Source organism: Ensifer sp. 22460, from assembly GCF_052044935.1.
Lineage (GTDB): Bacteria > Pseudomonadota > Alphaproteobacteria > Rhizobiales > Rhizobiaceae > Ensifer.
In genome coordinates this window covers 104,077-119,221 of record NZ_JBQENZ010000003.1, presented here as the reverse complement: position 1 = coordinate 119,221, position 15,145 = coordinate 104,077, and the positions used below count along the sequence as shown (strand labels likewise).

Annotated in this window: 9 protein-coding genes; 6 read left to right on the top strand and 3 right to left on the bottom strand. The window is 63.3% G+C overall.

The features are described 5' to 3' along the window. Positions 1–212 precede the first annotated feature (212 nt). Together ACTJKM_RS04870 and ACTJKM_RS04865 are read left to right on the top strand one after the other, a co-directional pair. On the top strand, positions 213–1,397 hold the full coding sequence (locus tag ACTJKM_RS04870; protein ID WP_112994809.1) for an efflux RND transporter periplasmic adaptor subunit: 1,185 nt from the start codon (positions 213–215) through the stop codon (positions 1,395–1,397). Then, a complete protein-coding gene (locus ACTJKM_RS04865) occupies positions 1,394–4,531 on the top strand; it encodes an efflux RND transporter permease subunit (protein WP_113514391.1) in 3,138 nt (1,045 codons plus the stop codon). Before ACTJKM_RS04870 ends, ACTJKM_RS04865 begins: the two co-directional genes overlap by 4 nt. Positions 4,532–4,557: 26 nt before the next feature. Here ACTJKM_RS04865 and ACTJKM_RS04860 read toward each other — a convergent pair whose 3' ends face one another. Further along, positions 4,558–4,992, bottom strand: coding sequence for a DUF1772 domain-containing protein (locus ACTJKM_RS04860; protein ID WP_057253547.1), 435 nt, complete (start codon positions 4,990–4,992; stop codon positions 4,558–4,560). A 324-nt stretch (positions 4,993–5,316) separates the two neighbouring features. On the opposite strand from ACTJKM_RS04860, the gene ACTJKM_RS04855 reads away from it, so the two are divergent. Both ACTJKM_RS04855 and ACTJKM_RS04850 read left to right on the top strand, forming a co-directional pair. Continuing rightward, complete coding sequence (locus ACTJKM_RS04855) at positions 5,317–6,723, top strand: FAD-linked oxidase C-terminal domain-containing protein (protein ID WP_113514390.1); 1,407 nt, start codon at positions 5,317–5,319, stop codon at positions 6,721–6,723. A gap of 243 nt (positions 6,724–6,966) precedes the next feature. Beyond that, a complete protein-coding gene (locus ACTJKM_RS04850) occupies positions 6,967–10,704 on the top strand; it encodes an AsmA family protein (protein WP_440660029.1) in 3,738 nt (1,245 codons plus the stop codon). Between the two features lie 223 nt (positions 10,705–10,927). Here ACTJKM_RS04850 and ACTJKM_RS04845 read toward each other — a convergent pair whose 3' ends face one another. Further along, positions 10,928–11,509, bottom strand: coding sequence for a cation transporter (locus ACTJKM_RS04845; protein WP_113514386.1), 582 nt, complete (start codon positions 11,507–11,509; stop codon positions 10,928–10,930). 102 nt (positions 11,510–11,611) lie between these two features. Between ACTJKM_RS04845 and ACTJKM_RS04840 the strand changes: the two genes are divergently transcribed. Continuing rightward, the gene (locus ACTJKM_RS04840; RefSeq protein ID WP_113514384.1) at positions 11,612–12,424 is read left to right on the top strand and encodes a sulfite exporter TauE/SafE family protein; all 813 of its coding nucleotides are present in this window, start codon (positions 11,612–11,614) and stop codon (positions 12,422–12,424) included. A gap of 286 nt (positions 12,425–12,710) precedes the next feature. Next, on the top strand, positions 12,711–14,045 hold the full coding sequence (locus ACTJKM_RS04835) for a pilus assembly protein TadG-related protein (RefSeq protein ID WP_113514382.1): 1,335 nt from the start codon (positions 12,711–12,713) through the stop codon (positions 14,043–14,045). Positions 14,046–14,159: 114 nt separating this feature from the next. Here ACTJKM_RS04835 and ACTJKM_RS04830 read toward each other — a convergent pair whose 3' ends face one another. Further along, a complete protein-coding gene (locus ACTJKM_RS04830) occupies positions 14,160–14,948 on the bottom strand; it encodes a hypothetical protein (protein ID WP_057253556.1) in 789 nt (262 codons plus the stop codon). Between the last annotated feature and the right edge of the window lie 197 nt (positions 14,949–15,145).

Genomic DNA, 15,145 nt, shown 5'->3' with positions numbered 1-15,145 from the left:
CTATGCAGCAAAGTGCGGTTCACGCTGAAAGCTGCGCTGGAATTGCTCTGCACGTCATCATGCCGCCACCAAATTCGCTTTTATTACAATTGCGTAATGATGGCATTCCGTCATTGCCCCGACGCGCGCGAACGGGGATACTCCGCCCAATCGGAACGAACCGCCGGCCGCGCCGCGCTGGGGCGTGTTTTATGCTTAATCTGGAGACTTGAATGCGGGTTTGGAAACAGCTTGCGGTGAGCGCCGCTGTGCTTCTCGTGGGCGCAACCGTCTGGCTGCGGTTCGTACCCGGCGCAGGTGAGACGCTCGCCGCCATCGGCGTTTCGCACCCGCTGATCGATGCCCTGTCCAAGCCCGGCGCCGGTGGCGGTGAGGGTGGCGAGCGCGGCAATGGCCGCGGCCAGGGTGGCAACAATGCCATCCTCGTCATGGTCCGGCCTTCGGCGACCGCTGTCGTCAACGACCGGCTGAACGCGATCGGCAACGGCGAAGCGATCCACTCGGTCACCGTGACGCCGACGGCAACCGGCAACCTCACCGAAATTCTCGTCCGCTCCGGCGAAAAGGTGGCCCAGGGCCAGGTGATCGCCAAGCTCGACAGCGACGACCAGAAGATCGCCGCCGACCAGGCGCGGCTGAACCGCGACAGCGCCCGCGAAAAGGTCGAGCGCTACCGCAATCTCAGCAACGCACGCGCTATGACCGCCGTCGAAGTGCGCGACGCCGAAATCGCCATGCAGACAGCGGAGCTGGCGCTGAAGACTGCCGAACTCGACCTCAAGCGCCGCGATATCGTCGCACCGTCCAAGGGTGTGGTCGGCATCATCACCGTCAATGTCGGCGACTATGTCACGACCACGACGCCGATCGCCGTTGTCGACGACCGCTCGGAAATTCTCGTCGATTTCTGGGTACCGGAGCGCTTCGCCAACAAGATCACCGTCGGCCAGCCGGTCACCGCCTTTGCGATCGCCCAGCCGGGCAGCCAGCTCGATGGCGCAATCCACGCGATCGACAACCGCCTCGATCAGGCAAGCCGCACGCTGCGTGTGCGCGCACGGCTCGAAAACCCTGACGACATGCTGAGGGCGGGCATGTCCTTTTCCGTTACCGTCGCGTTTGACGGCGACACCTATCCGACCGTCGATCCGCTGGCGATCCAGTGGAGCTCGGAAGGCTCCTACATCTGGCGCGTTGCCGGCGATAAGAGCGAAAAGGTGCCGGTGAAGATCATCCAGCGCAATCCGGACAAGGTGCTTGTCGACGCGGCCCTTAACGAAGGCGACGAGATCGTGACCGAAGGCGTGCAGCGCCTGCGCGACGGCGGCGAAGTGCGCATCGCCGGTCGCGAGCGCAAGCAGGAGCCTGCCCAGAAGGTCGCGGAGGAAACCAAGTGAGCGGCGGCGAAGGGCACAGTAAAACGTCCGCCCGCGAGCGCGGCAAGACCGGCTTTACCGCACTCTTCATCCGCCGGCCGATTTTCGCGCTGGTGGTCAACACGCTGATCGTCGTTGCCGGCCTTGCCGCCTGGAACGGCATCGAGATCCGCGAACTGCCGCAGGTCGACCAGCCCGTCATCTCGGTGACCACCACGCTCGATGGCGCCGCCCCCGAGACGATGGACCGCGAGGTGACCTCGGTGGTTGAGGGCGCCGTTTCGCGCGTGCAGGGCATCCGCGACATCTCGTCGACCTCATCCTTCGGCCGCAGCCGCGTGACGCTGCAATTCTCCGACACCACCGATATCGGCCAGGCCTCGAACGACATTCGCGATGCGCTCGGCCGGGTGCGCAACCAGTTGCCCGACAATGTCGACGAGCCGAGCATCGTCAAAGCCGACGCCGACAGCCAGCCGATCATGCGGCTGGCGCTCACCTCCGACACGATGTCGATGGAAGACATGACGCTGCTCGTCGAAAACGAGATCAGCGACCGGCTGGCTGCCGTCGAAGGCGTCGCCGACGTTGCCGTCTATGGCGACCAGGAGAAGATCTTCCGCATCGACCTCGACCAGGCGAAGCTCGCCGGGCGCGGGGTGACGGTCGCAAACCTCAGGACCGCGCTCGCCAACGCCTCCTATGACGTGCCGGCCGGCAAGCTGACCAGCGCCAGCCAGGACATCTCGGTGCGCGCCACGGCCGACCTGCAGACGCCGGAGCAGTTTGAAAACCTGATCCTCGTCAACAATGTGCGCCTGCGTGACGTGGCCACCGTGACGCTCGGTCCCGATACCGGCACGACGGCGCTGCGCTCCAACGGCCGCCAGGGCATCGGCCTCGGCATCGTCCGCCAGGCGCAGTCCAATACGGTCGATATTTCCGAGGGCGTGCGCAAGGTCGTCGATACGATCCAGACGCAGATCCTGCCGGAGGGCACGCAACTCAGGATCACCAGCGACGATGCGGTCTTCATCAACGGCGCCATTCACGAGGTGGAGATCGCCCTGATCGTCGCGGTCTTCATCGTGACGCTGGTCATCTACCTGTTCCTGCTCGACTGGCGGGCGACGCTGATCCCGACGATCAGCATGCCGATCGCGCTGATCGGCACGGTGGCGGCGATCTATCTCGCGGGCTTCTCCATCAACATCCTGACGCTGCTGGCGATCGTTCTTGCGACCGGGCTTGTCGTCGACGATGCCATCGTGGTGCTCGAAAACATCGTGCGGCGGCGCGCCGAGGGGCTCGGTCCACGGGCGGCCGCCGTGCATGGCACGCTCGAAGTGTTCTTCGCGGTGCTGGCGACGACGGCGACGCTTGCTGCCGTCTTCGTGCCGCTGTCGTTCCTGCCGGGGCAGACCGGCGGTCTGTTCCGCGAGTTCGGCTTCGTGCTCGCCTTCTCGATCCTGCTTTCCTCCTTCGTGTCGCTGACACTCTGCCCGATGCTTGCCTCGCGCATGCTGACGAAAGAGACGCATACGGTGCCGGGCCCGATGGCGCGGTTCGGCGCGCGGGCGGCCGGTTTCTATCGGGTGACGCTTCGCGCCTGCCTCAACTCGCCGCTGATCGTCTTTGTCGTTGCCGCCTTCTTCACGGTGATGGGGGCCGCCGGCTTCCTGACGCTGAAATCGGAGCTGACGCCGACAGAAGACCGCTCGCAGGTGATGATGCGCATCAACGCGCCGCAGGGCGTCTCACTCGACTATGCCCAGGCGCAGATGCGCCGCATCGAGGACGGCCTGCAGCCGCTCGTCAAATCCGGCGAGATCGACAACATCTTCTCGATTTCGGGGCAGGGCGGTTCGGTCAACAGCGGTTTCATGGTGCTGACGCTCGCCTCCTGGGAGAAGCGCGACCGCAGCCAGCAGGAGATCGTCGCCGAGATCAACAGGGTGACGGCGCGCATTCCATCGGTCCGCGTCTTCGCCATGCAGCCGAACAGTCTCGGCATTCGCGGCGCCGGCAGCGGCCTGCAGGTGGCGCTCGTCGGCAACGACTACAACAAGCTCGGCGATGCGGCGGCGAAACTGGTGCGCCAGATGGAAGACACCGGCCGCTTCGAAAACGTGCGGCTCAATTACGAGGCCAACCAGGCACAGCTGTCGATCACCATCGACCGCGAGCGCGCCTCCGACATGGGCGTCGATATCGGCGGCCTTGCCTGGGCGCTGCAGGCCATGCTCGACGGCAACAGCGTCGTCGATGTCTATGTCGACGGCGAATCCTACCCGGTGAAGCTGCTCTCCTCCACCAATCCGGTCAACGACCCGACCGATCTGCAAAACATCTTCCTGAAGGCCGGCGACGGCAAGATCGTGCCGATGTCGACCATCGCCAGCGTCGAGGAGATGGCGGTGGCGCCGCAGCTCTCGCGGGAATCGCAGCTTCGCGCCGTCTCGCTCTCCGCGGGCCTCAAGTCGGACCTTGCCCTCGGCGAAGCGCTGACCATGGTCGAGCAGATGGCCGAACCGCTGCTGCCGCCGGGCTCGCGCATCATGCCGCTCGCCGAGGCCGCGACGCTCAACGAAAACGCCAATGGCCTCTTCGTCACCTTCGGCTTTGCGCTCGTCATCATCTTCCTGGTGCTGGCCGCCCAGTTCGAAAGCTTCGTCAGCGGCCTCATCATCATGTCGACGGTGCCGCTGGGGCTCGCCTGCGCGGTCTTCGCGATGATCATGACCGGCAATACGCTCAACATCTACAGCCAGATTGGTCTCGTCATGCTCGTCGGCATCATGGCGAAGAACGGCATCCTCATCGTCGAGTTCGCTAACCAGCTGCGTGACCGCGGCCAGGACGTGCGCTCGGCGATCGAGAATGCCGCCAATATCCGCCTGCGCCCGGTGATGATGACGATGATCGCCACCATCGTCGGCGCGGTGCCGCTGGTGCTGGCAAGCGGCGCGGGTGCCGAAGCACGCATTGCGCTCGGCTGGGTGCTCGTCGGCGGTCTCGGGCTGGCGGTGATCGTCACGCTCTACCTGACGCCGGTCGCCTATCTGGTGATCGCGCGCTTCACCAAGCCGCATGCGGACGAGGAGCGCAAGCTGCACGAAGAGATGGATGCGGCGGCGGCGCTGGAGGCGCATTGAGCCGGTAACTGGCGGACATTCCTACGCTACATTTCGAGCCAGGCGGCAATGAGAAAGATCGTTGCCGCCAGCCCGCCGAGTGCGGTTCGCCCGGCATGGAGCCTGCCCCAGCGCTTGAGCAGGCTGCGGCTTTCCTCGCCGGTCTCCTCCGGCCGCGTTGCCTCCAGCTTGCGATTGACCGGCATGACGAAGAGCAGCGTATAGGGCCAGTTCAGGATGATGATGGCGGCACCCATGCCCCAGAGCACATGGCCAGTCCTTCCCCAGGCGGCAGCGCCGAGCAGGCCCGAGATGAGGGCGAGCGTCGCCTGCATTTCGAAAGCGCGGCGGTAGGAAGGAACCCACTGCGCCAGTGCGGCGCGATCGTCGAGATGGAGCCTTGCCGGCTGTTCGGCCAGATTGATGTAGATGGCGGCGCCGAAAAAGATCGACGCGGTGAGCAAAGCGGTGAGACCCAGCATTGCCTCTCTCCCTTCACGCCAACATGATAATCCAATGCCCGCAATTGAGTAGGTGTTTTCTGCGGCTTTTGCCCTCATACGTGGCATTGCCGAAAGGATCTTCAGTGGTTCGCCCGCCGTCAGATGACGCATCGAGATGGCGCGACGCAGCCTCTTGTGACAGTCCGGTCTCACGTCAGGCGTTTTCCTGCGCTACGTTCCCCAAGAAGTGCGCGAGCGTCTGGACAAAGTGATTCCGATTTGCACAGTAGCGCCTTGAAATGACTGCGCTTCCCGGGCATCTGCAAAGGGGATGCCGCAGATGCAAGAGGAAGGACGTTTTCCGTGGCATTGAAGGCGATCAGAGCTGGCGTGAGAAACGAGGCCGGCATCACGGCGGCGAAGGAAGAACTGGGCATCCGCTTCGGCGACCGGTTCCAGACGGGCGAGGCGATCCGCGCCCAGCACGCCCACACCACCACCTACATTCCGGCACAGCTTCCCGATGCGGTGGTGTTTGCCGAAAGCGCCGAAGACGTTCGTGAGATCGTTCGGATTGCGGCCCGGCACAAGGTGCCGCTGATCCCCTTCGGCACCGGCTCTTCGCTCGAGGGCCATATCAATGCGCCGAATGGCGGCATCTCGGTCGATCTTCAGCGCATGAACAAGGTGCTGGAGGTTAATGCAGAGGATCTCGACTGCCGGGTGGAGCCTGGCATTACCCGCGAAGAGCTCAACACCTATCTGCGCGACACCGGTCTCTTCTTCCCGATCGACCCCGGTGCCAATGCCTCGATCGGCGGCATGGCCTCGACGCGGGCTTCGGGCACCAATGCGGTGCGCTACGGCACGATGAAGGACAATGTGCTGGCGCTGACTGTCGTGACGGCCGACGGGCGCGAGATCCGCACCGCTCACCGGGCCCGCAAGTCTTCGGCCGGCTACGATCTGACGCGGCTCTTCGTCGGCGCGGAAGGCACGCTCGGCATCATCACTTCGATCACGCTGAGGCTGCAGGGCATCCCGGAGGTCATTTCCGGCGGCGTCTGCCCGTTCCCGACGATCGAAGACGCCTGCAACGCGGTGATCCTCACCATCCAGTCGGGCATTCCGGTGGCGCGCATCGAGCTTCTCGATGCGCTGCAGATGAAGGCCTGCAATGGCTATTCCGGCCTTTCCTATGCCGAAACGCCGACGCTCTTCGTCGAGTTTCACGGCAGCGCCGAGAGTGTCGAGCTGCAATCGCGCCAGTTTGGCGAAATCGCTTCGGAGTTCGGTTCGTCAGGCTTCCAGTGGACGACCAATCCGGAAGAGCGAGCGCGGCTCTGGAAGGCGCGGCACAATGCCTATTGGGCGCAGAAGAGCCTGATGCCGGGTGCGGCGATCCTGTCGACCGACGTCTGCGTGCCGATCTCGCGGCTGGCGGATTGCGTCGTGGCGACCCAGGAGGACAGCGCCGCCCACGGGCTGACGGCGCCGATCGTCGGGCATGCCGGTGACGGGAATTTCCATGTCGGCCTGCTGTTCGACGACAAGGACGCAGCCGACGTGGCGCGCGCCGAGGCTTTTGTCGAGCGGCTGAACGCCCGGGCGCTCGCAATGGATGGCACCTGTACCGGCGAACACGGCATCGGCCAGGGAAAGATGCCGTTTCTGGAAGTTGAGCTTGGTGATGCGCTGGACCTGATGCGGCAGGTCAAGCGTTCGCTCGATCCGGACAACATCTTCAACCCAGGCAAGATCTTCGCCTGAGGCGGAACCCCGCGCGGGGGCGTCTGGTTTTGGCCCAATTTTTCGGGCAATGCGCCGGCGCCAAAGTGTGGTACTGCATAGTTCCGAAGTCGGAATCGACCTTGACCGAATTATGCGGCAAATCAGAGCGTCAGGGCGCGAGCCTCTGGCGGTCAAGTGATGCGCGGCGCGCAACGCGCCGATGAATTGAATGGGAATGTAGGCACGGTGCTTTCGCGAATTCTGCTTGCCGTCGGTGGACTTGTGGTCGTTGCGCTCTTCGCGGCGCTGATCGCTCCGTGGTTCATTGACTGGACGGATTTTCGCAAGGAGTTCGAGCGCGAGGCGAGCCGCATCATGGGCAAGCCGGTCGTCGTGCATGGCAGCGTCGATGCGCGGCTGATCCCGTTCCCGACCGTGACGCTCAACGACGTGCGCGTCGGCGCCAGCGAAGACGGTGATCCACTGATCCGGGTGGCGCAGTTTTCCATGAGCGCGGAACTGGCGCCGTTCTTGAGCGGCGAGGCGCTGATCTTCGACATGCGGCTCGACCGGCCGAAGGCCAAGGTAAGGTTGTTGCCGGATGGTACGCTCGACTGGGCACGCGGTCGCCGCACCTCGATCCCGGCCAAGACCGTCGTGCTCGAAAACGTCGAGATCACCAATGGCCAGATCGAATTTGTCGACGAGCAAACCGGCCGAACCCGTCGCGTGAGCGGGCTTGCCGCCGATGTTTCCGCCCGCTCGCTTACCGGTCCCTGGAAAGTAGAGGGGCGTGCGGCGCTCGACGGCGAAGCCGGCAGCTTCTCCTTTACCAGCAACGAGGTGGACGCAGCGGGGGCGCTCAGCCTCAAGGCAAGGGTGACGCCCGACAAGCGCCCCTTCGGCGTCGAGACCGACGGCGCGCTGAAGATCGTCGATTTCAAGCCGGTTTACAGCGGCCGCTTCACCCTGACGGAAAACCGGCAGGGCGAGGAGAAGGATGACGCGCGGGCGCCGTTGCGCATCAACGGTGATTTCCAGCTTACCAACGAAAGCATCCGCGTTCCGGATTATCGCTTCGAGGTAGGCTCGTCGGACGACCCCTATGTGGTGACCGGCGAGGCGACGCTCGATACCGGGAAGGACCAGAAGTTCCTGCTGATCGCCGACGGCCAGCAGATCGACGTCAGCCGCATCGGTCCCAGCCGCAATGCCAAGACCGGCCGCGACCCGGCGATCTCCATGCGCCAGCGACTGGAGGCGATGCTCGCTATTGCTGCCGAGATTCCCATTCCGCAGGTGCCGGGCCGGGCCAGCCTGAAGCTGCCGGCGATCGTCGTCGGCGACACGACGGTGCGCGACGTGCGCATCGACGTCCAGCCCGATGGCGCCGGCTGGGTGATCGACAATGTCGTGGCGCTCTTGCCGGGGCGCACGCAACTCGAAGCGAAGGGGCGGCTGAACCTTAAGGGACAGCGCAGCTTCCGCGGCGACCTGCTGCTCGCCTCCAACCAGCCCTCCGGTCTTGCGAACTGGCTGGCGGGCTCGGTCGACCCGGCGATCCGCAAGCTGAAGACCGCCGGCTTTTCGGCCAAGGTGAACCTGACCGATACGCTGCAGCAGTTCGAAAACCTCGAATTGGCCGCAGGTGAGGCAAGCCTCAAGGGTCGGCTCGAACGGCAGTCCTTCGCCGAGCAGCAGCCGAACCTCTCGCTACAGCTCAAGGGCAACCGCATCGATTTCGAGGCGCTTCAGGCGCTGACTGGACTGGTGGCGGGCGATGCTTCTACGCAGACGCTGCTTCAGCATGCGATCGCCGCCGACCTCTCGGCCGACGAGTTCTCCGCCTTCGGTGAAGAAGCCAAGGACGTGCAGGCGGTGTTGACGCTGAAGAACGGCCAGCTCCAGGCCGAACGCTTGGCGATCGGCTCGCTCGCCGGCGCTCAGCTGGCTTTCTCCGGTCGGGCTAGCGGCGATCTGGAAAAGCCCGTCGTCTCGGCCAAGATGAAACTTGCCGCCAAGAACCTGACGCCATTCCTGGAAATGATCGGCCGGCACGCGGTCAACCATCCGGCGCTGCGACAGCTGATCAAGGCCGGGCCCTATTATAGCGACGCGGCTTTCGACGTGACGCTGACGGCCGGCAACAAGGAAGGCAATGCGCCGGCGACCTTCGGCATCTTCGGCACGGCGAACGGCACCAAGATTGCGGCCAGCTACCAGGCGCCGGATATGGTGCAGGCGCTGACCGGCAAGGCGATGCTGCTCGAAGCGACGCTTGAAAACCCTGAAACCCGCCTGCTTCTCGGGCAGACCGGTTTTGATCCCTTGCCCTTCGATGCGGACGCCAACGGCATCCTCTCGGTCAAGCTGCAAAGCACCGAAGGGTCGAAGGCCAACGGCACGGTGACCTTCACCACCGAGAAGTCGTCGCTGGCAGCCAAGGGCAATGTCGATCTTTCCCGCGACCACTTCCTCGAAGGCCAGGCAAAAGTCACGCTCCAGACCCAGGACGTCGAGCCCTATCTGCTGCTGCAGGGGGTCGCGCTGCCGCAGATGGGGAGCGGCCTGCCACTGACGATCTCGGCCGATGTCGCCGCAAGCCCGGAGGCGATCGCGCTGACGGCGGTCGAGGGCAAGGCAGACAACAACGCCTTTACCGGCACCTTGACCGTGGACCGCAAATCGCCGGGCGCCGCCGCCGGCCAGCTCACCGTCGATACGCTCGATCTTGCCTGGCTGGGCGAGGGCATCCTGGGCGCGGTCGAGGATGCGAACGGCGCGTTCTCGAAGAGCGCCCTGGCGCAGCCGGCCTGGACCGGCCTCAACGTCGCGCTCGACGTGCAGGCAGGAAAATTCTGGCCGGGCGTCTACGGCGCGATCACGAGCTTTGCCGGCAAGATGGAGTGGAAGGGCGACGAGCTTTCCCTGACCGATGCCACCGGCGACTGGCTGGGTGGCAAGCTTGCCGGGCGGGTGCAGGTCGGGAACGCCAACGGCTCCGGGTTCCTGCGCTCGCGCCTGGACGTCAAGGGCGGTGACCTGACCCAGGCGGGCTGGACCCATGCCGGCGCACCGGTGGCGACCGGGACATTCGATCTTTCCGTCGCGCTGGAAGCATCCGGCGCAACACCGGAGGCGATGGCCCATGCGGCAAGCGGTTCCGGCACCGCGACCTTCAACGGCATGACGCTGAACGGCATCAACAGTGCGGCTTTGCCGCAGTTGATTGCTGCCGCGGATGGCCAAAAGAGGCAGATTTCCGCGGACAGCATCCGCAGCGCGGCGGAAGCGGCCGTGTTCTCCGGCCAATCGGTGGTCGGCGTCGTCAAGGCTCCCTTCAGCGTCGCCGGCGGCGTGCTGAGGGTGCAGAACGTTACGGCTGGCGATGGCAGTGCCGCCTTCATGGGCGCAGCGGCGCTTGACCTTGCGGCCGGCCGGATCGATGGCGGCATCGACCTGACCTTCCGGCCCGGCGAGGAAGCGCTTGCCGGTACCGAACCACGCGTGCGGATCGGCTATGCCGGCCTGCTGGAGGCGCCGGGCGTCAGCCTCGACGTGGCCGATCTGGCCAATTTCCTGTCGCTGCGCGCCTTCGAACGCGAGCGCCGCCGGGTCGAGATCCTGCAGGCGAACGTGCTGGAGAAGCAGCGGCTGCGCCGCGAAGTGGCGCTTTACAAGGCGAAGGTGGAAGGACGCGAACTCGAACGGCGACGTGCCATTGCCGACGAGCGCCGGCGTGCTGCCGGGGCTGCGGAAGCGGCCCGCGTCAAGGCTGAAGTGGAAGCGCGCGCCGAGGCCGAGCGCAAGGCCGAAGCGGAGCGCAGGGCCGAAGCCGAACGGCAGGCCGAAGCTGCGCGCCGGGCACAACAGGGGCCATCGCGCGTGCGCGGTGCCGGCCAGGAACAGCAGCCGATCCCGCCGCAGAGCGGCTCCGACGATGTCCAGGGCGGCAGCACCGGGCGGGCACCCGGCCAGAAGCTGGACTTCGACGTGCTGCCCGACGTCACGGTGCAATAACCAGCGCTCGAATCTGAAACGATAGGCCCGCCTCCTGAGGTGGTTTTCCGTGCGTTGCGCCCGTGCAGGTCCGGCGGGCCTTGCAGGCCTATCGAGAGCCACAAGAGGCTCCAGATGAACTAAAGCGCGTCGCGATCTTTCAAATTCGCTCCTTGCGCTTTAAGTTCTTGATATTTCGCATGTCGTTGTCGCAAAACCGCTGCGCACTTTTGCGCGACAGGCTTTAGACCGCGACGTCGTGTTCCTCGCGCGCAGCTTCCCAGACTTCCCGCGCGGCATCCAGGTTCATCAGTGCAATCCCCAGGCCAACGATCAAATCCGGCCAAGCTGATTGCCACAGGTAAGCTGTCGCCAGACCCGCGCCGATGATCGCGACATTGGCGAAAGCATCGTTGCGGGCAGACAGGAACGCAGCCCGTGTGAGGCTGCCGCTCGTATGACGGTAAGCGACAAGAAGGTACGCGCAGAACAGGTTGGTCAGGAGAGCGCCAAAGCCAGCCAGGGACAGGGCAAAGGGCTCAGGCGGGATTGGATCCATGAACTTCGCCCACGCCGTCCATAAAAAAGCCAGCGCAGGGACAAGCAGAATGAATGCCATTGCCATGCCGACCCGAGCGCGGCTCCGCGCCGTCCATGCCAGCGCAAAGAAAATCAGAAGGTTCACGGACGCATCTTCGAGAAAGTCAACGCTGTCGGCCAGGAGGGACACCGAGCCGATGGCCAACGCAACGACGAATTCAACCGCAAAGTAGCCCAGGTTCAACAAGGCGACGAAGAACACGACGCGACGGAGATTGTTATCCACTGAAGGGTTCCTTCGCTGACGAGATAGACCATCGGCAATTTGACACACTTGCTGGCATCAGATTGCTATCCATAGCGTTGCGTTTCGACATATCTATCGTTCATGGAAAATTCTGCACATACGTCCCCGGCTGCCCGCAATACGCCGGCTGCATTTTTTGGAGGCGCAACTATCGGCGCACTCGGTGGCTTGATCGGCCTTGGGGGCGCCGAGTTCCGATTGCCGCTGCTCATTGGGATGTTCAACTATGCCGCTCTGGAAGCCGTCATCCTCAACAAGGCGATGAGCCTGGTCGTCGTTGCGACGGCGCTTCCGTTTCGAACGGCAACTGTCCCGTTTGGCGCGATCACGGAAAATTGGGGCATTGTGGCCAACCTGCTCGCTGGCAGCCTAATGGGCGCATGGTACGGGGCGGGATGGGCCACACGTCTCAAATCCGAAACCCTCTACAAGGTCATCGCCGCTTTGCTCGTTGCGATCGCGGTCGTTCTGGTCATGGGGCATGACGCGACGACGACGGGGCAGCCAGCCTTGGCTGGATCCGCACAGCTCATCGCAGGTGTGGTGGCCGGCTTCGCCATTGGAATTGTCGCGTCGCTCCTTGGTGTGGCGGGTGGCGAGTTGCTTATTCCTACGCTGGTGCTCCTATTTGGTGCGGACATTAAACTTGCCGGAAGTCTCTCACTCGTCGTGAGCCTGCCGACGATGCTTGTCGGGTTTACCCGCTACAGTCGCGATCAAAGCTTCGCCGTTCTTGGAAAGAACAAGCGCTTTCTGCTGGTCATGGCGTCGGGCTCAGTTCTGGGTACATTCATTGGCGGATTGCTCTTAGGCGTCGTGCCCAATGCGGTCCTGCTGCCTGCGCTCGCCGTGATTTTGGTGATCTCTGCCGTGAAGGTCTGGCGACATACCTAGTCAGACTTGCCACGTTTCCGCAGATGCGCTCGCCGCCGGATAGTGGCAATGCTTCCGTTTTCCGCTGGGGATTACCTCCGCGCAGTACCGATTTCGACAAAGTTTAACAATTTCTGAAGTCATTTCTCCACGATTGATAACTAAATTAGCAATCTGTTTTGGAGCGCAGGGAGGGGCGCGGCCAGCTGGCCGCATCTAGCTCCAACTCATTGAATCGATGACGTCCTTTGCTTTGGGGCCACCTGGCTCCGAAGTCGTCGTGATCTGCCGAGGGGGCAACAAACAGATGCCAAGCGATCTGAAGAACAAGCTCGTCCGCTTCCTTAAGGACGAAAACGGCAACTTTGCCGTCATGACTGCTCTGGTGATGCTACCGTTGTTCACGGGTGCTTCCATCGCCATCAATCTCGCCCGCATCAATCTCGAATCCGCCAAGATGCAGGCCGCGCTCGATGCGGCCGCCTTTTCCGCGGTCAAGTCCTATGGCGAAGGGGAGGATGAAGCCAAAGCGAAAGATCTGGCGAACACCACCTTCTTCGCCAATTTCGGTCTGCCGGAGATCGTCGACGAAATCGGATCGGGGAGTTCGACGCCGGTGGCGACCCAGGCGATCAAGGTTGTTTTCGGCGCTCTTGGCGTCGAAAGCACGGCGACGACCACCTATGCGCTCAAATACGCTCCGCTGTTCTGGGGCCTTCAACCCTATACGATCACTCGCGAAAGTGTCGCCGCGCGCATGCCGGGTAGGGAAGCGTGCATTCTGGCACTGCACCCGACCGCATCCCGGGCGTTCGAAGTGAGCGGCAGTGCCACTGTCGATACGTCGGGCTGTACAATCACGTCGGATTCGAGCGATGCGCAGTCGATCTATCTCAGCGGTTCGGCCACGCTGAAGGCCGAATGTCTTTATGCAACGGGCAAGGTCTCGGCGACGCTTGCCCATCTCGAACTCGCCTGCGGCAAGGCAGTGGAAGATGTTCCGCCAATCCCGGACCCCTTCTGGTCCAAGAAAATGCCGACGACGGGAAGCTGGGTGAACCTATCCGGATGTGGACAGAACTTCGTGGCCGGCGGTGGCGGCAATGGCGACTGCAACGGCACGAGCAAGACACCGAACAACGCGCCTGCCGGCTATACCGTCGAACTGAAGCCCGGCACCTATGGCGGCTTGGAGATCAAGGGCAAGGTTCTTTTGCGGCCGGGCTCCTACATCATCGATGGAGGCACCTTGAAACTCGCCAGCCAGTCGGTGCTCACGGGTGAGGGCGTCACCTTCTTCCTGCTGAACGGTGCCCAGCTCGATATTCACGGCGGCGCGACCTTCAACGTCACGCCATTCCTGACGGGTGACTGGGCAGGCTTCTCGATCGTTGCCGCCAGGAACAATACGGCGACGGCGACGATCAACGGCAACAGCGCCTCGTCGCTTGCGGGCATCATCTACATGCCGGCCTCGCGTGAGATCCAGTACGCCGGCAATGGCTCCACTGGCGGCGAATGCGTGCGCATCGTCGCGCAGGAGATCACCATGATCGGCAACAGCAGCTTCAAGCTGGATTGCAAGGCGGCGCTTGCAAACAACACCATCAACAATCCGGGTGCAATTCGCCTGGTCAGATAGTCTGCGTGCGACGTCTGCTACGGCGGTCGGGAGACGCGCGGACAAACGTGACGGTTGGGTCACCACCTCTTAAACCCGGTTGCATGGCAACCGGGTTCTTTCCCATGCGAATGCTCAGAAGCGTATGGAAACGCCGAGGATCGGGCCCTGCTGCACCGTATCGAAGATGAAGCCGTCGTTGTCGTAATCGACGCCGACCGCACGATAGCCGGCGACAGCCGAGATGGTGTCGCTGAAGCGGTAGCCGAGGCCGAGCCCTACATCCCAATCGATATCGGCGCCGCCAGCACCGACGATCCCCCAGCCGGTCAGGTAGATTTCCGGCGTCATGTAGTAGGCTCCCCGCAAGCCCACCATGCCGTCGACCCAGGTTTCGCCGTCTTCACGGCTGACGCCGTCGAGCGGCCCGCCCTGGAAGGAGATGGTGGTATCGACCGACCAGACCTTGGCGCCGCCGACAACGTCAAGGTGCGATTGCTGATCCTCGAACACCGTATAGCCGACGGCGAAGAGGCCGGCGAAGGTTTCGGACTTCACGTCCACCGTGTCGGTGAAGATGCCACGCGCCTTACCGTCGCCGGAAAGCTTGGAATAGATCAAGTCGGAGAAGATGCTGAAGCGGTCCTTGCGGGCTTCAATTATGCCCATGGCCGCAAAATCCAGATTGTCCCAGATGTCGCCGAAGTCAGAGTCGATATGGACGGTGGGAAGACCGAATTGCGCCGTGTCGCCGGAAATGCCTGCGATCCAGAAATAGGGGGCGACGGTAAACTGCCAGCCGCTCTCGGTTTCTTCCACCGGCGCCGTCGGCGCCATCAGCGGCGTGATATCGGCCGCATTGGCCGAAAGGCAGGACACCAAGCTCAAGCAGGCCGTAAGGCCGATACGCGTAGAGATTCTCATGATACGCCTCCCGCAGTGGTGGCGACTCAGACTTGCCACCCTCGATACGCACATCTTTATATAAGTTGCTGCGAAAACAACCGAATTCGGCGGCGAACGGGAACGAATGCGGGCAAAACCGGTGCTGCTGTTGCAAGGGCCACACAGTGGCGAACTGCATGTCTCCTTGAATCGACCTCGATTTAAGGACAAAGACA

Coding starts and splice junctions, on each gene's coding strand:
- ACTJKM_RS04870 (WP_112994809.1), top strand. CDS start 213: ATGCGGGTTTGGAAACAGCTTGCGGTGAGCGCCGCTGTGCTTCTCGTG.
- ACTJKM_RS04860 (WP_057253547.1), bottom strand. CDS start 4,992: ATGCTGGGTCTCACCGCTTTGCTCACCGCGTCGATCTTTTTCGGCGCC.
- ACTJKM_RS04840 (WP_113514384.1), top strand. CDS start 11,612: ATGGAAAATTCTGCACATACGTCCCCGGCTGCCCGCAATACGCCGGCT.
- ACTJKM_RS04835 (WP_113514382.1), top strand. CDS start 12,711: ATGCCAAGCGATCTGAAGAACAAGCTCGTCCGCTTCCTTAAGGACGAA.
- ACTJKM_RS04830 (WP_057253556.1), bottom strand. CDS start 14,948: ATGAGAATCTCTACGCGTATCGGCCTTACGGCCTGCTTGAGCTTGGTG.